The sequence below is a fragment of the Salidesulfovibrio onnuriiensis genome, assembly GCF_008001235.1.
GTDB classification, from domain to species: domain Bacteria; phylum Desulfobacterota; class Desulfovibrionia; order Desulfovibrionales; family Desulfovibrionaceae; genus Pseudodesulfovibrio; species Pseudodesulfovibrio onnuriiensis.
In genome coordinates, this window is sequence record NZ_CP040751.1 from 738,473 (window position 1) to 759,646 (window position 21,174).

The 21,174-nt window shown below is 61.6% G+C and carries 16 protein-coding genes; 8 read left to right on the forward strand and 8 right to left on the reverse strand.

Annotated elements, in window-relative coordinates; genetic code table 11:
* Nucleotides 1–30 precede the first annotated feature (30 nt).
* Together zupT and FGL65_RS03405 are read left to right on the forward strand one after the other, a co-directional pair.
* Nucleotides 31–873 carry a zinc transporter ZupT gene (gene zupT / locus FGL65_RS03400; protein WP_222705788.1) on the forward strand — a complete coding sequence of 281 codons (843 nt, stop codon included), beginning with the start codon at nucleotides 31–33 and terminating at the stop codon, nucleotides 871–873.
* A 91-nt stretch (nucleotides 874–964) separates the two neighbouring features.
* Entirely contained in the window at nucleotides 965–2,377 is a 1,413-nt protein-coding gene (locus tag FGL65_RS03405) for an ATP-binding protein (protein WP_147819657.1), read from the forward strand.
* Here the strand turns inward: FGL65_RS03405 and FGL65_RS03410 are convergent.
* Complete coding sequence (locus FGL65_RS03410) at nucleotides 2,374–3,363, reverse strand: HD-GYP domain-containing protein (protein ID WP_187170516.1); 990 nt, start codon at nucleotides 3,361–3,363, stop codon at nucleotides 2,374–2,376. The genes FGL65_RS03405 and FGL65_RS03410 overlap by 4 nt on opposite strands.
* A gap of 122 nt (nucleotides 3,364–3,485) precedes the next feature.
* Nucleotides 3,486–5,471 (reverse strand): methyl-accepting chemotaxis protein, encoded by a 1,986-nt coding sequence (locus FGL65_RS03415; protein ID WP_147819659.1) that lies wholly within the window; start codon nucleotides 5,469–5,471, stop codon nucleotides 3,486–3,488.
* A gap of 328 nt (nucleotides 5,472–5,799) precedes the next feature.
* Between FGL65_RS03415 and FGL65_RS03420 the strand changes: the two genes are divergently transcribed.
* Together FGL65_RS03420 and FGL65_RS03425 are read left to right on the forward strand one after the other, a co-directional pair.
* The gene (locus FGL65_RS03420; RefSeq protein ID WP_147819660.1) at nucleotides 5,800–7,218 is read left to right on the forward strand and encodes a peptidase U32 family protein; all 1,419 of its coding nucleotides are present in this window, start codon (nucleotides 5,800–5,802) and stop codon (nucleotides 7,216–7,218) included.
* Between the two features lie 51 nt (nucleotides 7,219–7,269).
* On the forward strand, nucleotides 7,270–8,223 hold the full coding sequence (locus FGL65_RS03425) for an MORN repeat-containing protein (RefSeq protein WP_147819661.1): 954 nt from the start codon (nucleotides 7,270–7,272) through the stop codon (nucleotides 8,221–8,223).
* Between the two features lie 17 nt (nucleotides 8,224–8,240).
* Here the strand turns inward: FGL65_RS03425 and FGL65_RS03430 are convergent, their stop codons facing one another.
* Together FGL65_RS03430 and FGL65_RS03435 are read right to left on the reverse strand one after the other, a co-directional pair.
* A complete protein-coding gene (locus FGL65_RS03430) occupies nucleotides 8,241–8,636 on the reverse strand; it encodes a hypothetical protein (RefSeq protein WP_147819662.1) in 396 nt (131 codons plus the stop codon).
* A gap of 204 nt (nucleotides 8,637–8,840) precedes the next feature.
* Complete coding sequence (locus FGL65_RS03435) at nucleotides 8,841–9,515, reverse strand: CBS and ACT domain-containing protein (RefSeq protein ID WP_147819663.1); 675 nt, start codon at nucleotides 9,513–9,515, stop codon at nucleotides 8,841–8,843.
* A gap of 171 nt (nucleotides 9,516–9,686) precedes the next feature.
* Between FGL65_RS03435 and FGL65_RS03440 the strand changes: the two genes are divergently transcribed.
* The 3 genes from FGL65_RS03440 (at nucleotide 9,687) to FGL65_RS03450 (ending at nucleotide 11,316) form a co-directional block, all read left to right on the forward strand.
* On the forward strand, nucleotides 9,687–10,523 hold the full coding sequence (locus tag FGL65_RS03440; protein WP_147819664.1) for an alpha/beta hydrolase: 837 nt from the start codon (nucleotides 9,687–9,689) through the stop codon (nucleotides 10,521–10,523).
* Nucleotides 10,520–10,921, forward strand: coding sequence for a DUF2784 domain-containing protein (locus tag FGL65_RS03445; protein WP_222705789.1), 402 nt, complete (start codon nucleotides 10,520–10,522; stop codon nucleotides 10,919–10,921). Before FGL65_RS03440 ends, FGL65_RS03445 begins: the two co-directional genes overlap by 4 nt.
* A gap of 119 nt (nucleotides 10,922–11,040) precedes the next feature.
* On the forward strand, nucleotides 11,041–11,316 hold the full coding sequence (locus tag FGL65_RS03450; RefSeq protein WP_147819666.1) for a hypothetical protein: 276 nt from the start codon (nucleotides 11,041–11,043) through the stop codon (nucleotides 11,314–11,316).
* An 853-nt stretch (nucleotides 11,317–12,169) separates the two neighbouring features.
* Here FGL65_RS03450 and FGL65_RS03455 read toward each other — a convergent pair.
* Nucleotides 12,170–12,793 carry a peroxiredoxin gene (locus FGL65_RS03455; RefSeq protein WP_147819667.1) on the reverse strand — a complete coding sequence of 208 codons (624 nt, stop codon included), beginning with the start codon at nucleotides 12,791–12,793 and terminating at the stop codon, nucleotides 12,170–12,172.
* Nucleotides 12,794–12,997: 204 nt separating this feature from the next.
* Between FGL65_RS03455 and FGL65_RS03460 the strand changes: the two genes are divergently transcribed.
* On the forward strand, nucleotides 12,998–15,910 hold the full coding sequence (locus FGL65_RS03460) for an insulinase family protein (protein WP_147819668.1): 2,913 nt from the start codon (nucleotides 12,998–13,000) through the stop codon (nucleotides 15,908–15,910).
* Nucleotides 15,911–16,095: 185 nt separating this feature from the next.
* Here FGL65_RS03460 and FGL65_RS03465 read toward each other — a convergent pair whose 3' ends face one another.
* The 3 genes from FGL65_RS03465 to FGL65_RS03475 form a co-directional block, all read right to left on the reverse strand.
* Entirely contained in the window at nucleotides 16,096–19,326 is a 3,231-nt protein-coding gene (locus tag FGL65_RS03465) for an efflux RND transporter permease subunit (RefSeq protein ID WP_147819669.1), read from the reverse strand.
* Nucleotide 19,327: 1 nt separating this feature from the next.
* Entirely contained in the window at nucleotides 19,328–20,458 is a 1,131-nt protein-coding gene (locus tag FGL65_RS03470) for an efflux RND transporter periplasmic adaptor subunit (RefSeq protein WP_147819670.1), read from the reverse strand.
* A 123-nt stretch (nucleotides 20,459–20,581) separates the two neighbouring features.
* A complete protein-coding gene (locus FGL65_RS03475) occupies nucleotides 20,582–21,157 on the reverse strand; it encodes a flavin reductase family protein (RefSeq protein ID WP_147819671.1) in 576 nt (191 codons plus the stop codon).
* Between the last annotated feature and the right edge of the window lie 17 nt (nucleotides 21,158–21,174).

A 21,174-nucleotide genomic window follows, 5' to 3' on the forward strand; every position in this document is an offset into this window, starting at 1 on the left:
TGTTGCTGACAAAAGATTCCCGGTTGTGGTATGTACGGATCCATGGAAGCATCCGTCATTCTTTTCGCCTTCGGGCTGACCCTGTTCGCGGGTCTGGCAACCGGCATCGGCAGCGCCCTGGCATTTTTCGCCCGCACCACCAATACCCGGTTTCTCTCCGTTGCCCTTGGCTTCTCGGCCGGGGTCATGATCTACGTCTCCTTCATCGAGATATTCTTCAAGGCCAAGGACGCCCTTATGCAGAGCCTGGGCGAGGTTGCCGGGACCTGGGTCACGGTGGTGTCCTTTTTCGGCGGCATTCTGTTCATCGCGGCCATCGACAAGCTGGTGCCGGACTACGAGAACCCCCACGAACTGCACTCCATCGAGGAAATGGATCAGGGACTGGAGAATCTGCCCAAGAACGAGGCCCACGACTTCGGCAAGCTCAAGCGCATGGGCCTGTTCACGGCCCTGGCCATAGGCATCCACAACTTTCCCGAGGGGTTGGCCACCTTTACCGCAGCCCTGACCGACCCGCACCTGGGGGTGGCCATTGCCGTGGCCATCGCCATCCACAACATCCCGGAGGGCATCGCGGTTTCCGTGCCCATCTACTATGCCACGGGCAGCCGCAGCCAGGCCTTCCGGCTGTCGTTCCTGTCCGGGCTGGCCGAGCCCGTGGGCGCGCTGGTGGGCTACCTGCTTCTGATGCCGTTCTTCACCCCCACGATATTCGGCGTGCTGTTCGCGGCGGTGGCCGGGATCATGGTCTTCATCTCCATCGACGAACTCCTGCCCGCGGCCCGCGAATACGGCGAGCATCACATGTCCATTTACGGGCTGATCGCGGGCATGGCGGTCATGGCCCTGAGCCTGCTGATGTTTCTCTAGGTACGGATAATAATAACAACCTGCGCGGTATGGAGTATTGTGGCCCGGGGGTGGCCGTTCGGGCCGGTAGCTGAAATCACGAGGGTCGTTCATGCGTTCTTCCAAGTCACTCGCGGATCTGATGTTGGTGCTGGGCCTGGCAGCGGCGCTCACAGGCGCCGGCGCGCTGCTGGGGGTCACCGACCGTCTCTATTCCTTTTTCCTGATGGCGCATGGAGCCCTGTTCCTGTTGCTGCTTTCCTGCGGCATGGTCTGGTATTTCTGGCGCAGGCTCCGGGAACGCCAGGTGGAGCTGGAGATGTTGCAGGCCCTGGAGGCCGAATTTCTGGCAGCCAGGGAGGAGGCGGAAAAGGCAAGCCGCATGAAGGACGAGTTCCTGACCAATGTCAGCCACGAGCTGCGCACCCCGCTCAACGGGGTCCTGGGCATGATCAACCTGCTGCGGCTTTCGGACCTCAACGACGACCAGCGGGAATACTGCGACCTTGCCCTGGAATCGGCCGAGCAGCAGCTTTCGGTCATCGAGGACCTCATTGATTTTTCGCGCATGGAAACCGGCAAGCTCATGCTCAGCCGGAAGCAGTTCGCCCCGGAACGGCTGGTGGAGTCCGTGGTGGAATCCTTCCAGGACCGGGCGCGGGACAAGGGCCTGGAACTGGTCCTGAATATTCCCGGCAGCGTGCCGTCCACCGTGTTCGGGGACGACGGCCGGTTGCGCCAGATTCTCGCCAACCTGGTGGAGAACGGCATCAAGTACACGGAAACCGGAGGGATACGGGTCACCCTGTCCGCGGAGTGCTCCGGTGTGTCGCGGGAGGGCGCGTGCCTGTTCACCTTCGAGGTCGCGGACACGGGCATCGGGATCCCCGAGGACAAGCAGGCGATCATTTTCGACAAGTTCACCCAGGGAGATTCCTCCCTTTCCCGTGTGCATGGCGGGTCCGGCCTGGGGCTGACCATCGTCAGGAGTCTGGCCGAACTCATGCACGGCCAAGTTCGCTTGGACAGCTCGCTGGGCAAGGGGTCCACCTTCACCCTGACCGTTCCCCTGGAACTGGGGCGGGAGTCCTACAGCCACGCACAGGTGCTTGAAGGCGACCGGGAGGAATCCTATTTCAAGGGCTGGCGCGTGCTTGTGGTGGCCGGAAAGGAAGGGGGCGAGTCCTCCCTGTCCGAGATCCTGCGGCGACAGGGGCACACGGTGAGCCTGGTCGTTTCCGGGGCGGAGGCCGTGGCCCTGCTGGAGCGGGAGCCCTTTGACTGTGTCTTTCTGAACCTGCCCGTGCCGGACGGGGACGGAGTGGAAACGGCCCGCCGCATCCGGTGGGGCGAGTTCTCCCCGGTGGACCCGGCCGTGCCCATCATCGGCCTGACCGCCGGCGCCCAGGGGTCGGCGAGCACCCTTTGCTTTGAGGCGGGCATGGACGCCTGCATGGCCCGTTCCACGGACCCGGAGGAAATCATGGCGGAAATGGTGCGGCTGCTGAACCGGGGAGAAGCCTAGGTCAGGCCGGAATCCGAAAGAACCTTGACCAAGCGCATGAACACGTCCTGGTCAAAGGCCCCGGTGTCGTTGCGAACGTGCTTGAGGGCCTCGAAGGGGGTGTAGGCCCTGCGCCATGGCCTGGAGCGTGTCAGCCCGTCATAGGCGTTGCAGACCGCCACCACGCGGGCATAGAGCGGTATTTCCTCACCCGTGGCCCCGGAGGGGTAGCCATTGCCGTCCACCCGCTCGTGATGAAAGAGCACGCAGTGGATGGCCTCGGGCATGAGCGGGATAACCGCGCTGACCCGCACGCCTATGTTGGGGTGGGCCGAATAGGCGCTGAATTCCTGCTCGGTCATGGTCGCCGGGTCCTTGCTCAGCAGTTCCTCGGGAAGCTGGAGCTTGCCGATGTCGTGGAGCATGGCCCCCACGCAGACCGCCGTCAGCACCGCATCGTCCGCGTCATAGGTCTGCATGAGGCACAGGGCGTAGACCATGGTGCCGATGCCGTGCTGGTAGATGTCGCCGCCCGCACTGATGTATTTGGATAATTCCTTGAGGGATTCCGGTGAATTGAAGAACCGGCTGCTGGCCTCGATGAGCTTTTTGATGCGGTCCACCCGCTTGCGGAGCACGCTGGGCGGCAGGGCGGTTTCGTAGACATCCTCGGCCAGCTTGCCCGCGGACCAGCTCCAGGTCTCCGCGCGGACATCCACGGGGATTTCGTCGTCATTGAGCAGCTGGGACATGTTGTCCTGGATGTAGTCGCTGTATACCGATTCCTTGCTGACGTTGATGTACACCTCGCGGGCGTCCATCTCGGCCAGCCGCCTGCGGTGCTCGCCGGTCAGCTGGTCGTTGCTCTTGGCATAGAGCACGAACCGCTGCCCCTGCTTGAGATATATCTCGAAGCCCGCACGCGTGTTGGGCAGCAGGTGTTCGGGGGGGATGGGGAGGAATCCTTCCTCCATGGCGGGCTTTCCCTTGTGGTCAGGCATGATCATGTTTTTCCCTCGGTCCAAATGTACCATTCCCTTCCCAGGAAACATTTATTTTTTCGCATATTCGATTCATTCATAAAAAAGCCCCGTCAGTACGGGGCCTTGTGTATTGTTTTCAGGTGGGGTCAAAATCGTTCGAATTCGTCTTCCCCGGGTTCCGGGGCCGGTTTTCCCGCCTCCAGGGCCCGGGGCGCGGTTGTGGCCGTAATGGTTCTCTGGCCGCGTCCGTTCCCGTTTACCCGGAAGTAGGACATGGTGGCCTGGAGCTGCTGGCTCTGGGCCGATAGTTCCTCGCTGGTGGAGGATACCTCCTCGGACATGGCGGCGTTTTTCTGGATGACCTGGTCAAGCTGCTGGATGGCCGTGTTGATCTGCACGGCCCCGGTGCTCATCTCGTCGCTGGCCGCAGTGATTTCCTGGACCAGGTCGGCGGTTTTCCTGATGTCGGGCACCAGCTTGCCGAGCATGTCCCCGGCCGCGCGGGCCACCTCCATGCTGGAGGCCGAGAGTTCGCTGATTTCCGCAGCGGCCTCGCCCGAGCGTTCGGCCAGCTTGCGCACCTCGGCGGCAACCACCGCGAACCCCTTGCCGTGCTCCCCGGCGCGGGCCGCCTCAATGGCCGCGTTGAGGGCCAGGAGGTTGGTCTGGCGCGCGATTTCCTCAATGATGGAGATCTTGTCCGCAATCTCCACCATGGCGCTGACGGTCTGGGTCACGGCCTGTCCGCTCTTGTCCGCATCCTGGGCCGCCTTGGAGGAAATGGACTCTGTTTCCCGGGCGTTCTCCGCGTTCTTTTCTATGTTGGCGGCCATCTGTTCCATGGAGGCCGAGACTTCCTCGATGGACGAGGCCTGTTCCGTGGCGCCCTGGGACATCTGCTGGGCCGAGGCCGAAAGCTGTTCGCTGCCGGCGGCCACGTTTTCCGCGCCGCGCAGGACCTGGCCCACAACGTCCTTGAGCCCCTCGGTCATGCGCCTGAGGGAGTTGGCCAGCTGGCCCACCTCGTCCCTTTGGTCCACGTCGATGTCCCGGGTAAGGTCGCCCGCGGCAATGACGTCGGCCAGGGACATGCCCTTCTTCAGGGGGCCGAGGATGCCGCGCGCAATGACATAGGCCAGCAGGACGCCCAGCGGCAGGGCCACGGCCAGAAGGGCGGTCACGGTGGTCCTGGTGCCGTTGGCCTCGGATAGCATGGCCTGGTCGGTCATGATGTTGTCGTTCACCGTGTCGCGGATCTGCTCCAGCAGCCCCTGGGTCTGCTGCAGGGAGGGCAGGGTCTGGGTGGCGTAAATGGCGCGGGCCTCATCCTGCTGGACCAGCTTCCGGTCATGCCAGGCGATGACCCCGTCGATGGCGGCGAGCGTCTTTTGCGCCTGCGGAACGGATTCCGCCTGGAAGGTTTCGATGGCATGGCCCCGGTTGCCGGAGGCCAGGTCCCGGTTGATGTTGACGACGCTGCCGTGCAGGGCGTCGTGCGGGCCGTAAACCTTGTCCACGGCCGAGGCAAAGCCTGGATATTGCTTTTTGAGTTGCTCCACCTCCGGGGAATGGAGCCATTTGCCGAAGCCGCACTTTCTGCAGTCGGTCTGCACGTCGATGCGGTTGATGTTGTGGTTCAGCAGGCCGTCACTGACCTTTTCCAGCCAGAGTAGGTGATCCACCTTTTTTTCGCGCAGGAACGCCCCGAGGTTGCGGTCCACGTGGACGAAGTTCTCGCGGATCGCCACTGCGGACTGGTGCAGGTGGTTGTGCGGGGCCTCGATGGCCGCCAGCAGGGGCTTGAGCGCCGGGACCAAGGCTTCGGCCTTTTTGCGCTCATCCGAGTAATACCACTTGCCGAAACCGCATTGTTTCGGGTCGGTCTGCACGTCGAGACTTTTGATCTTGTCGTCATTGAGGAACGCGTTGACCTGATTGGCCCAGTTGAGGTGATCCACCACCTTCTGGAGGATGGCCCCCTTGAGCTTGTTGCCGTCGATGACCTGCCCGGCGTTTCCCACAATGCCGCCGATGCCGAAGATGGATTCACCCCCCACTCCCATGAGCAGGGCCAGGACGACCCCGAAACCCACCATGAATTTCCATCGCAATGCAAAGTTTTTCCATTTCATGACATCCGCCCCCTTTCCTCTTTGAAGTGATAGCGTGCGCCCCTGGTCGGGGTTTTCTGATTGCAGCATGCCACGCGGCTCTCTTTCGTCAATATTTCCGTATTGAATGGGGGAAATTTATAAGGTCCTTATATGATAGTGGTATTTATTATTGCTAAAGAAATATGGCTATTGCGAATGATGGCCGGAGGATAGGCCTGGTCGGCCCGCTGCGGAGCCTTATTCGCACCAATGCCGACGGCGGCCGGGGCAATACAGATATGGTCTTCGAAACGGCTTTGATGTACCGTCCGGCTTACGGAAATCATGCACAAAAGGTGGGGACCCGATGAAACGAGGCAACAGGAACATCCCTGAGCTGCTGGCTCCGGCCGGCAACATGGAGAAGCTGGAGACAGCCATTCTTTACGGAGCCGACGCGGTATACCTGGGCGGCGGGGCGCTGAACCTGCGGGCCGGAGCCGCCGGATTCACCGAGGCCGAGCTGCCAGAGGCCATCAAAAAGGCCCATGACGCAGGGGTGAAGGTCTACTTCGCCATGAACGTCTATCCCCGCGAGGACATGCTGCCCCAGGTGGAAAAATACCTGGGCCTGCTCGGGGAGGCGCTCCCCGACGCGATCATTGCCTCGGATCCGGGCGTCATCGCCAAGATCCGCAAGCTGCTTCCGGACATGCCCGTGCACGTGAGCACCCAGGCCAACACCTGCAACAGCTGGTCGGTCGAGTTCTGGCGCGACCTCGGGGCCCGGCGGGTCAACGTGGCCCGGGAGGTGCGTTCCGCCGAACTCATGCAGATGCTGGCCATCTGCCGCAAGCAGATCCGGGACATGGAGCTGGAGGTGTTTGTGCACGGAGCCCAGTGCATGGCCATCTCGGGCCGCTGCTACATGAGCGCCTATCTCAACGACCGGCCCGGCAATCTGGGCCAGTGCTCGCATCCCTGCCGCTATGAATACCGTCCCACCAGCGTGGCCGTGGAGGAAAAGACACGGCCGGGCGAGGATCTCTGGGTGGTCCAGGACTACTGCGCGGGCGAACCGGACCGGCTGCCGCCGCCGGACTTCTGCGGGGAGGAGGGCTCCCGGGACGATGACGAATTCATTTTCGAGCCCGCCGAAGGACCGGAGGCCGAGGTCTCCGCGGAGCCCGCGCTGCATTTGGCCGCGGAAACCGGCGCCTTCAGCAAGTTCTTCGCCGCCGAGGACCTGTGCCTTATTCATTATCTGGATTGGTTTTCCCGTATCGGCGTGGCCTCCATCAAGTTGGAGGGGCGTACCAAGAGTTCCGCCTATCTGGCCCAGGTGGTGGACGCCTACCGCACGGCCCTGGACGACCTGGGGAGCGGCGACTTCAAGGCGGAGCGCTATCTGGCCGAGCTGGTCAATGCCGCATCCCGGCCCCTGACCACCGGCTTTTTTGACATCTCCCGCCGCGCGCCCCTGGCGTTGCCCCCGGACGAGGAGGAACGTCGTCCGGTGCTGGCCCGCATCAACGAGGACCTGGGCGACGGCCGCTGGCGCATCGAGGTCAAGTCGCGCTGGGATACCGGCGGCGACGTGGAAGTGCTCGTGCCCGGCCTGGACCGCCCGCGTCTTTCCCCCGAGGACTACGGCCTGGAGAACGACCTGGGTCAGGGGCTGGACATGGCCCACCCGGGCATGAAATGCACGCTGTACTGCGCGTTCCCGGCCCTGAAGGCGGGGATGTTCCTGCGCAAGCCGTGGTCTTTCGACGCCCTTGACTAGTTGAATCTCCTGTGGATTTTGATTCCGAAATGAAATAGTCAGCCTCTTGTCATGCGCTGTATTCTCTTTTTCATCATTCTGTCAGCCCTGCTGTGCGGGCATTGTCCCGTCCGGGCCGGACAGTGCCTTTCCGGCAACTGCACCTCGGGTCAGGGAGTGTGGCTGGGCGACGACTTCAGCCGTTACGAAGGCGCGTTTCTGGACGGGACGTTCCACGGAAACGGCTCGCTGTTCTTTCCTGTGGGATCTTCCTACCGGGGCGAATTCCAAAAGGGGCATCCCCATGGCCGGGGCGTCTACGAGGACTGGCGCGGCGGCCGCCACGACGGATATTTTTGCCAGGGCTGGGAACACGGAAACGGCACGCATACGGATGCGGACGGCGCACGGTATGACGGCTTCTACAACCGGGGCTTCCGGGACGGGCCGGGCGTGTTCGTGCGGGCGGACGGCCGCGTGAGTTACGAGCTGTGGCAGCACGGCGATCACCTCAAGACCCTTTCCCGCAGCCAGTACAGGCAGGCCGTGGCCGCCTACGAGGAAGCGAAGCACGAGGAGCCGGAACTGCCGTGGGATCCCATGCATCCGGCCGGGTGCATTCAGGGCAATTGCCGGGACGGTTTCGGGGTCTTCGTGTTCGACAACGGCCAGCGCTTCGAGGGGGCCTTTCGCGAGGGCAAGAGCCAGGGGCGGGGACGGCGCACCTATCCCAACGGCGATGTCTACGTGGGCCATGAAGACAAGGGCATCCGCCATGGGCACGGCACCTACTATTTCCGGGATGGCCAGAAGTTCGAAGGCGAGTTCGTGAATGACCGGCGGGAAGGGCTGGGGACCTTCACCTATGAGGACGGCTCCCGTTTCATAGGCGTATACCGGGAGGACCGCAGGAACGGTCCGGGGCAGTATGTTTCCAAGGATGGGGACGTGCGCTACGGCATGTGGCGGGACGGAGAGTTCCTTGGTCCCATCGACAGGAAGGAATTCGAGGAACAGGTGTACTGAAGAACCTGTGTCCGGCCTCAGCGATTGCGGGCCGGTGATTTCTCGATCAGGTCCAGAATGACCAGCGCCAGGGACATGGGTCTGCGGTTGTCGTCGTTGATCATGTCCGCCACGTCATCCTTGATGGGCCGGATGGCAGCAACCAGGGCCTCGTGCCCGTGCAGCTCGTAATGGTAGGCCTTGTCCAGGGCGTTGATGAGCATGTGGTCGAAATCCTTGTCGTGGGCGCCGAAAAAGAAACCGGCGATTTCGCGGACCTTGAGCAACCCGAAGACCATGCCCTCCACGCTGGAATAGTCCGTGCCCCATATCTCCGAGCCGAACAGCTCGGGACGGTGGGGGGACTCCATGCTGAAGCTGCCCCGGATGTCCCTGTCTTTTCTGAATTGGTCCAGTGCCACGACCGTGCCCATGAAAACTCCTTTCTTGCTTACGAGTCTCTTCGGCTGCTTTCCGCAAAAACCTTACGGTATGGGAAAATGGGACAGGCCGCGAGTTGTTCTGGGACGCTTGCTGATTAATATTTTGTTTTATTTGAAAAAATGAAAATCGACGGCGGTCGATATTATGAATGGGCAAGAGAAAGCCGGACCATAAGATCCGGCTTTTCATTATTTTTAGACCACGGGATGTACGTGGTCAATGACCCAGTACTGGGGTTTGAACCGTTCTTCCATGGCTTCCTGCAGTTTCTTGAGGGCCGGTTTTTCCATGTCCCTGATGCGGATGTAGACGTCCTTCATGTTCTGGGCTTCTTCCGCATTGCGGGTCAGGATGGACATGATGCGAGCGCCGTGTTCCTTGAGCAGATCCAGGACCGGAGACAGAGTGCCCGGTGCGGTGGAGATCTGCAGGCAGACCTGGATGCCGCCCTTGCGCACGCCGGTGATGTCGATGAGCACATTGAACACATCCGTGTCGGTGATGATGCCCAGTACCCGGTTTTCGTCGTCCACCACGGGCAGGCTGCCGAAGTGGCCTTCGAGCATGAGCACCGCAGCCTTTTCCACGGTCTCCGTGGGCTTGATGGTCACCGGCCGCTTGGTCATGATGTCGCCGATCTTGATGTCCGAGAGCAGGTAGTAGAGCTCGTGCATGTCCAGGGTGGTGGCCTTGGACGGGGATGCGTCCTTGATGTCCCGGTCGGACAGGATGCCCACGATCCTGTTTTCCTCATCGACAATGGGCAGGCAGCTCACGCGTTTGTCCTTCATGAGCTTGGCGGCCTTCATCATGGACCGGTCGGGCGTGAGCGTGATGACGCCCTTTGTCATCCAGTTTTCAACCAGCATTCGATCAACCTCCTTATGTGGTCCCCGAAAATACGGGCTCTGTTGCCTCTTCAGTACTATGTTTATAGGAAGGATTTTCTTTCTTGGCTAGTATCTTAGCGGGATAGATTTCATTCTTTTGACCCAGGGCGGGCCGTGCTACCCTCGCGGAGCGCGACAAAGGGAGTTTTCATGATCGTACTCAAGATAATGCTGTTGTTGCTGGCCCTCGGGTATCTGCTACTTTCCGCCTGCGTGTTCTTTTCCCAGAAGGGCATGGTCTATTACCCGGTGCGCGAACTGGTGGCCGCGCCTTCGGATATAGGCCTGGATTATGAGGAGGTGCGTTTCGAAAACGAGCTGGGAACCCGACTGCACGGCTGGTGGCTTCCGCATGACCGGGCGCGCTTCACCCTGCTGTTCTGCCATGGCAACGGGGGCAATGTTTCACACCGGCTGGAAACCCTGCGCATCTTTCACGACCTGGGGCTGAGCGTTTTCCTTTTCGACTATTCCGGCTACGGCCTGAGCGGTGGGACACCTTCGGAGAAAGCCACCCGCGCGGATGCCCGGGCCGCCTGGCGGTGGCTTGTTGCACGGCAGGGGATTTCCCCGGACCGAGTGGTCGTGTTCGGGCGCTCCTTGGGGGGAGGTGTGGCCTCGGCGCTGGCGGGGGAATTGCTTGCAGAGGGCCGGCAGCCCGTCGGTCTGATCCTGGAATCCACCTTCACGTCGCTGGTGGACATGGGCAAGCGGCTCTACCCCTGGCTGCCCGTCCGGCAGCTGGCCCGGTTCCGGTATGAGAGCGTCCGGCATCTGGACGGGGTGCGCGTTCCTGCTCTGGTGATCCACAGCCCGCAGGATGACGTGGTGCCCTTTGCCCTGGGCCGGTCCCTGTACGAGGGGTACCAAGGGCCCAAATGGTTTCTGGAGATCAGCGGCAACCACAACGTTGGGTATCTGGATTCCGGTTCGGTCTACACGGAGGGGCTGGAACGTTTCCTGGCCCGGCTCAAGGCGGGCGTGTGAGCCCCGAGACCGCCCGGTTGCTGGCGGACGCGGTGCTTGTCGCGCATGTGCTGGTGGCGACTTTCAATGCCTTGAGCCTGCCGCTGGTCTGGCTGGGGGCCTGGCTTGGATGGGCCTTTGTGCGCAACCCGTGGTTCCGGTTTCTCCATGTGGGGCTCATGGGTTTCGTGTTGCTGGAAACCCTGCTGGGCTGGATGTGCCCGCTGACCTCTTGGGAAAGCCAGCTCCGTGCGGCCGCAGGGCAGGGAGGGGGACCGGGAGGCGGCTTCATCGCCCATTGGTTTGGCCGGTTGCTCTTTTTCGATTGCGCGGCCTGGAAGTTTGTGGCCGTGTATGGCGTTTTCTATGCGCTTGTCCTGCTGAGTCTCTGGTGGGTGCCGGTGCGCCGGGCCCGGTAATGGAGCATTTTTTTCCTCATTATTCGCCTGAATGAACAATTTTTTTGTTGAAATTGTTGATCTTTTTCTGGGCGGCATGAATTTGGCTACTTGCCAGGCACGCTGCAAGGAGGTTCAGCATGAATATCGAAGTTGTCCGGGTGGTCTACTCCCCGTCCGAGGAAAAAAAGCAGGCGGAACAGAAGTCTCTTACCACGGATAAGCACGTGGACGAGGCCATGGAAACCGTTGGCCGCAACGCCGCTGAAAAGCGGGCCCGCATCCTGGCGCAGGAACAGGTTCGGCGAGAGCAGGAGATGGCGGAATACGCCGAATCCATCAAGGCGCACCAGTTCAATATGGACCGGGTCATGGATCTGCTCAGCGATCCCGCCCTGTCAGATATCGAGCTGTAGCCGACGACCTTATTTTAAAAAGTCATATTTCAAAGCTGATTACGCCTTCAGGCGCGCAGAGATGCGCGCCTGAAGGCGTTTATCTATTTTCAGCATTTCGGAGCGGTTGAGAAGGAATTGCTGTTTTTTTTGGATTTGGGTCTGGACAGTGATTTTCCACAGGCGTATATTGGCATCAAGAGTTAAGGTTTTTCCCCTTCGGGGGGCAGCACCAACCGCAACGGAGGGTGATGGAAAATAATCGAGACCGACTGGTTTACAGCAATGCGGCGAATTGAGTCGCCATCTGCCTTGAAAGAGCAATGTGCGCCATAAAGGTCACCTGTCGGAGTCCAATATGAACAGGACCGAGGGACCACCGGGTCATCCGGAAGGGCGCACTTTTTTTACACAGTTTTTCCACTGAATTTTTCACAATATTTCTTCCCGATATGTCTGGACATGAAGGTCGGAATGCTTATGTAAATAGTGCAAGGGCCCATGAGCATATCGGCATCAACCCTAACGGAGGATGCGGGCGATTAAACCGAAACGGATCATAGAATGGCGAAATGAGTCGCCGCAGCAGAAAAAAAGCGCAGTGCGTCAGGAAGAGCTACCCTAGCCGAGGTTGGACCGAGGCGGGAGCGGTCGGGTAACCCGGCATGGCGCACATTTCTATTTTGGCCCAAAAGGGCTCGATTGCGACGTTGCTTCAAAAAGATCAAATCCATGCGTACCGATGAGTACGCGTCGGCATGGATCTTTTTTTTGTCTGGATTTCGGGGCTTTTGTACGGAAAGGCTCTTGTGCGAAAGCTTTGGGATGGGCCTGGGGAAACCCCTTTTTCATAGGGGTTTCCCCAGGCTTCCTGCTAACCGTTCAGGGCTTCGTAGACCTTGCCGACCATGGCCTCGCCGGGGGTCAGGGTCTTTTTGCCCGGTTCCCACTTGGCGGGGCAGGCCTCGTTGGGATTTTCCCTGAGGTAGACGTTGGCCTTCATCTTGCGGAGCAGTTCGTCCGCGTTGCGGCCCACGTTGTAGAAGTTGACCTCGGAGGAGACCAGCATGCCGTCGGGGTTGATGACAAAGGTGCCTCGCAGCGCCAGGCCGGTGTCGTAGTCATAGACGTCGAAGTACCGGGAGACGATGCCCGTGGGGTCGGAGGCCATGGTGTAGCGCACGTCCTGGAGCAGGCGTTCGTCGTTTTTCCAGGCCATGTGGGTGAACTTGGTGTCCGTGGAAACGGAGATGACTTCCACGCCCAGTTCCTTGAGCTCGGCGTGCCTGGCGGCCAGGTCCGCCAGTTCCGTGGGGCAGACAAAGGTGAAGTCCGCCGGGTAGAAGAACAGGACCACCCACTTTCCCTGCTTGCGCAGTTCGCCGAGGTTCACCTCGCCGAAGAAGCCTTCCTCGGGATCGTAGGTTTCCATCTTGAATTCCGGGACAGGCTGGCCGACTTTTGCGAATTCCAGCTCATGTTCGTGTTCGTAGCTCATAACTATCTCCTTGGGTTCAAAATTATTTCTAAGTAGGAATGATTACTGCTTTCAAAAAGGTTCTAAACATGTGGCAGGCCGCCGTCAAGCGCTTTTTGCATTTTCCCGTGCTTTCAAGCCGGGGCGTCATGGTGTATAGGTTGGGACCCGGGCGCGGCCCGGCCTGAAACCGCACAATACATCCTGAAAGAGAGAACAGAGCATATGACTCACGGATTCGAGAAGATTCGCGAACTGGAGATACCGGAACTGAACAGCAAGGCCGAGGTGTACCGCCACGTCAAGACCGGCGGCCGCGTGCTGTCCATCATCAACGACGACGAGAACAAGGTCTTCGGAATCAGCTTCCGCACGCCGCCCTCGGACTCCACGGGCATCGCCCACATCCTGGAGCATTCCGTTCTGTGCGGCTCGCGCAAGTACCCGGTCAAGGAGCCGTTCGTGGAGCTGCTCAAAGGCTCGCTCCAGACCTTTCTCAATGCCCTGACCTTTCCGGACAAGACCTGCTACCCGGTGGCGAGCGCCAACCGTCAGGACTTCTACAACCTGGTGGACGTGTATCTGGATGCCGTGTTCTTCCCTAACCTGGACCGGAACCGGCTTAAGCAGGAGGGCTGGCACTACGAGCTTGCCGAACCCGAAGGGGAGATGACCTACAAGGGCGTGGTCTATAATGAAATGAAAGGGGCCTATTCCAGCCCGGACAGCCTGCTGTACGAGCATTCCCAGCAGTCGCTCTTTCCGGACAACACCTACGGCCTGGACTCTGGCGGGGATCCCGAGGTCATCCCGGACCTGACCTGGGAGCAGTTCAGCGAGTTCCACCGCACCCATTACCATCCCTCCAACGCATACGCCTATTTCTACGGGGATGACGATCCTGAAAAACGGCTGGAAATCCTGGCCGAATACTTTGACCAGTTCGAGAAGATCGACGTTTCCGGATTCCGCGTGCCCCTGCAGGAGCGCTTTACGGATGCCGTGGCCGTGCGTAAGCCGTACCCGGCCTCCCTGCGCCTGGCCAAGGGCATGTTCACGGTCAACTGGGGATTGGCGGAAACCTCGGACGCCAATCTGAACCTGGCCCTGCACATTCTGGAACACATTCTTATCGGCCTGCCTTCCTCGCCCCTGCGCAAGGCGCTCATGGATTCCGGGCTGGGCGAAGACCTGGCCGGGGTGGGGCTGGAAGCGGACATCCGCCAGATGTTCTTTTCCGTGGGGCTCAAGGGCATCCACCCGGCCAATGCCCACAAGGTGGAGTCCATCGTCTTTCATACCATCAAGGACCTGGTGGAAAAAGGCCTCGATCCCAAGGATGTCGAGGCGGCCATCAACTCGGTGGAATTCAGCCTGCGCGAGAACAACACCGGCTCGTATCCGCGCGGCCTGACCCTCATGTTCCAGTCCCTTTCCTCCTGGCTGTATGACAGGGAGGACGGCGAGGACAGCGATCCCCTGGTTCTGCTGCCCTTTGAGGAGCCGCTCGGGAACATCAAGCATTGGGTGGAAAACGGGGACAGGATTTTCGAGGAACTCCTGGCCCGCCTGTTCCTGCACAACACCCATCGCTCAACTGTGCTGCTGGAGCCGGACCAGAAGATGGCCGCACGCATCGCGGACAAGGAACGCGCCCGTCTGAAGGCGGCCAAGGCTGAAATGTCCGGCGAGGATATCGTACGGGTCATCGAGGAGGCCGGGAAACTGCACCGGCTGCAGGAAGAACCGGATTCCCCGGAGGCCTTGGCCACCATCCCCCGGCTGGCCGTGAGCGACCTGGACCGGGAGAACCAGAACGTGCCCACGGAAATGAAGCACGTGGCCGGTGTCTCCTGCTACCATCATGACCTGTTCACCAACGGCATCGCCTACCTGGATTTCGGGTTTGACCTTTCGGGCGTGCCCGGGGAACTGCTGCCCTATATCTCGCTCTTTGGCCGCATGCTTACGGAAATGGGCACTCAGGATCGCGACTATGTGGATCTTTCCCAGTGGATCGCCCGCACCACGGGCGGCATCCATGCCCAGGTGTTCGTCTCTCCCATCCGGGGCACGGACCGGGCAGCCGCTCGCCTGTTTGTCCGGGCCAAGTGCACCATGGAAAAGGCGCAGGAAACCGCCGAGATCCTCACCGAGCTTCTGACCCGAACCAAGCTGGACAACCTGGAGCGTTTCCGCCAGATCCTGTTCGAGGCCAAGTCCCGAGCCGAGCAACGCCTCGTGCCTGCCGGCCATCAGGTGGTGGCCGCGCGTCTCAAGGCCCGCGCCCATCGCGCCCATGCCATGGAAGAGGCCATTTCCGGCGTGACCAGCCTTCATTTTCTGCGCGAGCTGGCCGAGCGCGTGGAAACCGATTTCAGGGGCGTGGCAAGGGAGCTGGAGCGGGTTCGCGAACTACTGCTTTCGCGAAAGGGTCTGGTCCTGAACGCCACCCTGCCTCAGGGCGACTTCGTGGTGCTGGAATCGGTGCTCAAGGGCATCGTGGACGCCCTGCCGGAAAACGGTGCGGATCCCGTTGTCTTCTGCCCCGACCCCCTGCCGCAGCGCGAGGGATTGGCCATTCCGTCCCAGGTCAATTACGTGGGCAAGGGGTGCAACGTGTACGAGCACGGCTTTGAATTCGTGGGTGCGGTCCACGCCGCCTCCAAGTTCCTGCGCACCAGCTATTTGTGGGAAAAGGTGCGCGTGCAGGGCGGAGCCTACGGCGGGTTCTGCCTGTTCGACCGCACCAGCGGCAGCTTCAACTTCGTTTCCTATCGCGACCCCAACGTGGAAAAGACCATTCAGGCCTATGACGGGGTGGCGGATTTTCTGGAGAACCTGGAGGTGCCGCAGGACGAGCTGGAAAAGTCGATTATCGGGGCCATCGGGGAGCTGGATACCTACATGCTCCCGGACGCCAAGGGCTTTGCGGCCACGGCCCGCGAGCTGGTGGGCGAAACCGACGCCTTCCGCCAGGAGGTCCGCGACCAGATCCTTTCCACCACCAGGGAGGATTTCAAGAAGCTGGCCCAGGCCGCCCGCATCGTTGCCGAAAACGGCGCCATCACCGTTCTCGGGGACAGCGATGCCATGCAGGCCTCCAAGCTTGACCTGGAAATAAAAGAGATTCTCTAGTCAGAGACGGATTCGAAGCCCCGGCAAGCTGCTTGCCGGGGCTTTTTTATTTGTATTTATAGCAAAAATAGATGTTCGATAGCTTGCCGATATTATGATTTCATCACGCGAAGCGTGATCTCCAAGAGGTGTACAGGAGGAGAGATCGAGAGAGGGATGTTTTAAAAAGCATCCCTTTCTCGTTTTTACTCTTTTCCATACATGACAAAATAGCCGGTGGGCACCACCACGAGGGTGAACAGGGTGGAGGCGAACAGCCCGAAGATGAGCGCCCAGGCCAGGCCCGAGAAGATGGGGTCCAGGGTGATGGGCCAGGCTCCCAGCGCCGTGGTCAGGGCCGTGAGCACGATGGGCCGCATGCGCACCGCGCCGCAGAGGATGATGGCCTCGCGCAGGGAGCGTCCTTCGTCCAGGGCCTGCTGGATGAATTCGATGAGCACCAGGGAGTTGCGGATGACGATGCCGCCCAGGGCGATCATGCCGATCATGGAGGTGGCCGTGAAGAAGACCGGATCCCCGAACCCGCCGATCTCGCCGCCCGCAAGGAGATTCAGGAGCCAGAATCCGGGCATGATGCCGAGCATGGTCAGGGGGATGGCCGACATGATCAAAAGGGGCATGCCGTAGGAGCCTGTCTGGATGATGAGCAGGATGTAGATGCCCAGCAGTGCGGCCCCGAAGGCCAGGCCCAGGTCGCGGAACACGTCCAGGGTGATCTTCCATTCGCCTTCGCCCGCCCATTCGGCCAAGGTACCCGGCGGCATGGGATCGGCCTTGAGCCGGGACTGCAGGTCCAGAATGGCCTCTCCCGGTGCGCGCCCGGCCGTATCCGCAAACACGTAGGCCACGCGCCTGAGGTTCTTGTGGTAGATGGGCTGCTCCACGGGCGTGGGCACGAACCTGCCCAGTTCTGCCAGGGGCACCATCTTGTTGTTTTTGCCTTTCATGCGCAGCTCGGCCAGCTGGTCCGGACCGGTGCGGCGGTTTTCGGGCAAGACGAGGCGCACGGGCAGGGGCTGGCGTTCGCTGGGTTCGTGCACGGTGGAAACCGCCTCGCCCGCCAGGGCCATGCGCAGGGTGCGCACCACATCTTCGGCCGTGATGCCGTGCAGGGCGGCCTTTTCCTTGTCGAGGATGAAGTCGAACATGGTCTGTTCGGCCTCGGCGGAATCGTCCACATCCACCACGCCGGGCTCATCGGCCATGAGGGTTTCGATGTGTTTGGCCCCCTGGACCAGAGCCGGGTAGGGCAGGCCTGGGCGACCGTAGACCTCGGTGGTGATGGTGCTGATGACCGGTGGGCCGGGCGGCGATTCCACGATTTTTAACCTGGCCTGGTGTTTTTCCGCCAGGGCCGTGAGGTCGTTGCGCAGCCGCAGGCCGATGCCGTGGCTCTGCATGGCCCGGCGCGACTTGTCCGCGAAGTTGATGCGGATGTCGGCCTGCTGCGGTTCGGTGCGCCAGTAGTAATGGCGCACCAGGCCGTTGAAGTCCATGGCCGAGGGCGAGCCGGAATAGGTCACGAAATTGGTGATCTCGGGCACGGTGCGCAGGTATTCCTCGAAATCGCGCACCACCCGGTCCGTGGCTTCCAGGGTGGCTCCCTCGGGCAGGTCGATGACCAGCTGAAGCTCGTTCTTGTTGTCGAAGGGCAGCATCTTCAGCGGTACCTGACGCAACAGCACCAGGGCGGCGCAGAGCGCCAGGCCGCCCAGGATCCCCAGCAGCAGGAAGCGCCGGTTGCGCGCCTTGTCCAGGAAGGGCGTGATGACCCGGGTGTAGAATTTCACCAGCCTGGGGTCTGCCGCGTCCACGGACGAGGCCTGCTCCTGCGGTTCGCTCGGGGCGCGTTTTTTAAGCAGATGATAGGCCATCCAGGGCACCACGGTCAGGGCCGCAACCGTGGAAAAGGTCACGGTGAGCGGCACGTTGGCGGCCATAGGGGCCATGTACGGACCCATCATGCCGGTGATGAAGAACATGGGCGTGAACGAAACGATGATGGCCAGGGTGGACATGATCACCGGCGGCAGCACTTCGCGCACGCCCTCCAGCGTGGCCTCCAGGGCGTTCTTCGCGCCCATGCGGATGTGGCGCTGGATGTTGTCCACGTTGGTGATGGGATCGTCCACCACCAGGCCCAGGGAAAGGATCAGGGCAAAGAGCGTGACCCTGTTGATGGTGTAGCCGAACAGGTAGTTTACGAACAGGGCCAGGGAAAAGCTCATGGGCACGGCCAGGGCCACCACCAGGGCCTCGCGCCAGCCCAGGGCCACGGCCAGCAGGGCCACCACGGTGATGATGGCGAAGACCAGGGAGTTGAGCAGCTCGTTGACCTTGTTCTGGGCGGTCTGGCCGTAGTTGCGGGTGACCTCCACGGCCACGCCCGCCGGGAGGACCTCCCGTCTAAGCGTTTCGATTCGCGTCAGGATGTCTTCGGCCACCCGTACTGCGTTGGTGCCCTTTTTCTTGGCCAGGGCCAGGGTTACGGCCGGGCGGCTCCCGGTCGCCTGCGTCTGTCCGATCGCCTGGAGGTACGGGGTGGAAAAACCGATGCGTGAATAGCTCTCCGGTTCGGCCGGGCCGTCCCTGATCTCGGCCACGTCGCACAGGTACACGGGCCGGTCGTTGAACACGCCCACCACCAGGTCGGCGACCTCGTCTGCCGAGAGCAGGAAGGACTGGCTGACCACCTCGGTTCGCCGGTTCAGGCGCTCGAAGGCGCCGGAGGAAAGGGAGTGGTTGGCTCCGGTCAGGGCCCGGGCCACCTCCAGGGGCGAGATGTTGAACCCGGCCATGCGGTCGGGCAGCAGTTCCACGCGTACTTCGCGCGGGCGGCCGGAATGCAGGGAAAGACGCGAGATGTCCTCCACCTCGGCCAGCCGGTGAAAAAGCTCCTCGGCCATGCGCCGCAGGTCGTGGTCCGTATAGCGCTCCTCCCAGCCGAAGTCCGGGTACAGGGTCAGGGTGACGATGGGCACGTCGTCGATCTCCACGGGTTTGATGACCCAGCCCGAGACCACCTGCGGAGCCATGTCCGTGTTCTTGGCGATGGCGTTGTGCAGCTTGATGAGCGAGTCCTCGCGGTCCTCGCCCACGAAGAAGCGCACGGTGACCGCAGACATGTCCTTGCGTGAGATGGAGTAGACGTATTCCACTCCGTCGATTTGCCAGAGCAGCCGTTCCAGGGGCGTGGTGACCAGTTTTTCCACTTCCTCTGCCGAGGCCCCGGGCACGTTGACCAGCACATCGGCCATGGGCACCACGATCTGGGGCTCCTCCTCGCGCGGGGTGACGAGGATGGCGGCAATGCCCAGCAGCAGCGAGGCCACGGCCAGGATCACCGACATCTGGGAGGTCAGGAAAAAGCGGACAATGGACGGGAGGATCCCGGAGGTTTTCTGGGAGCCGTTCATGCTACTTCGCTCCCCGTGCCGTATCCAGGGCCACGGTTTCCCCTCCGTTCAATCCGGAAAGGATTTCCACACCGTCCCCTGCGGGCCTGCCGGTGCGCACATAGACCGGGAGCCAGCGCTCCCCGTCCCTGACCATGACCGTCTTGAGCTGGCCCACGCTGCGGATGGCTGCGGTCGGCACGGTGATGGTCCTTTCCGAGCCGAGGGGGATGAGCACCCGGCCGAACATGCCGGGGTAGAGGCCGGGCAGGTCGGGCAGGGTCACCTTGACCACGAAGGAGCGGGTCACGGGGTCGGCCAGGGGTTCGATCTCCTCCACCTGGCCGGTCACGGGCGTTTCGCCCAGGGCCGTGATGATCATCTCAAGGGACTGGCCCATGCGGACATGGCCGATGAGCCCCTCGCGGACCATGGCCTCCAGCCGCATGCCGCCGCTGGTCCGCAGGTTCAGGAGATCCTTGCCCGGTATGGCCAGGTCGCCGGGATCCACGAAGCGTTGCGAAACCTCGCCGTCGGCCGGGGCCGTGATGGTGGTGTAGCCCAAGCCTATTTCAGCTTCCTGGACGTTCTTTTCAACCTGTCGGGCGCTGGCTTGGGCCGCGGCAAGGCCATCCCTGGCCTGGGCCAGCACGGCCTTGGCCTGCAGGAAGGCGGTTTCGGCCTTTTCCAACTCCTCGGTGGTGATGACCTTGTCCTCGTGGAGCTGGCTCATGCGTTTGAAGGTTGAGGAGGCCTTGGTAAAGGCGGCCTGTGCGGCGGCCACGCCCTGGCGGGCCTGGGCCTCGGTGCTGACTGCGGCCTGTTGCGCCTGACGCGTCTGTTCCAGGCGGGATTCGGACTGGCGGCTGTCCAGCTTTACGAGCACGTCTCCGGTTTTCACTGCATCTCCGGGCCGCACCGCCACTTCCATGACCCGGCCCGTGACCTGGGCCTCCACACGCACGTCCGTCTTGGCCTGCACCGAGCCGACCGCCTCATGGAGGCGGGGCGTTTCCACCACCTGGGCGCGGGCTTCGGCCTCGGGATGGTATTCCGTTGTGGGGCCGTTCACCGTACCCGGTTCAATGTCGCCGCCGCAGGCGGAAAACGCGCCGAGCAGCAGGAGGGCCAGAAGCGTGTGCAGATATTTCATGAGCAATTTCTCCGGAAAAGAGTTCACAAAAAAGCATAACGCAACAGGCAGTTGAGCGAAAGAAAAAACTCCCCGCGCCATGCTGGACAACGCGGGGGGCCTGGGAATCCGTTCGGAACGGGGTTACTTCTTGCGGTATTCGAGACCCAGGGAAAAGGCCTTGCCCATGAGCGAACCGATGCCGTGGTATTCCTGGGCGCCGGGGGTGAACACCAGGGGACGGATCCGCTCGATGTCCGGGAATTTGCCTTGCTTGAGCTTGTCCTCGTCCACCTTCACATCCACCACCTCGCCGATGACCTGCATGTGTACGCCCACCTCGATCACCTGGGACAGGACGCATTCCACGATGAGCGGGAATTCCCCCACATAGGGGGCGTCCACCGCGTCGCTTCTGACCGGCGTCAGGCCCGTGGCCGCGAACTTGTCCACGTCCTTGCCCGAGTCGATGCCCAGGTAATCGGCCTGGGCCGCGTGCGCCTCGTCGGCCACGCTGATGGTGAAGGCCTTGTGCTTGAGGATGCCTTCGTAGGTGTGGCGGTTCTTGCGCAGGGCGACCCCCATGCTCGGGGGCTGGGAGCAGACAATGCCGCCCCAGGCCGCGATCATGGCGTTGGGGTTGCCGTCCAGGTCATATGCGCCCACGGCCCAGACCGGGGTGGGCACGGCAAAGGGCTTGCTGCCGAGGGATTTTTTCATTGCTTCACTCCTTGAAG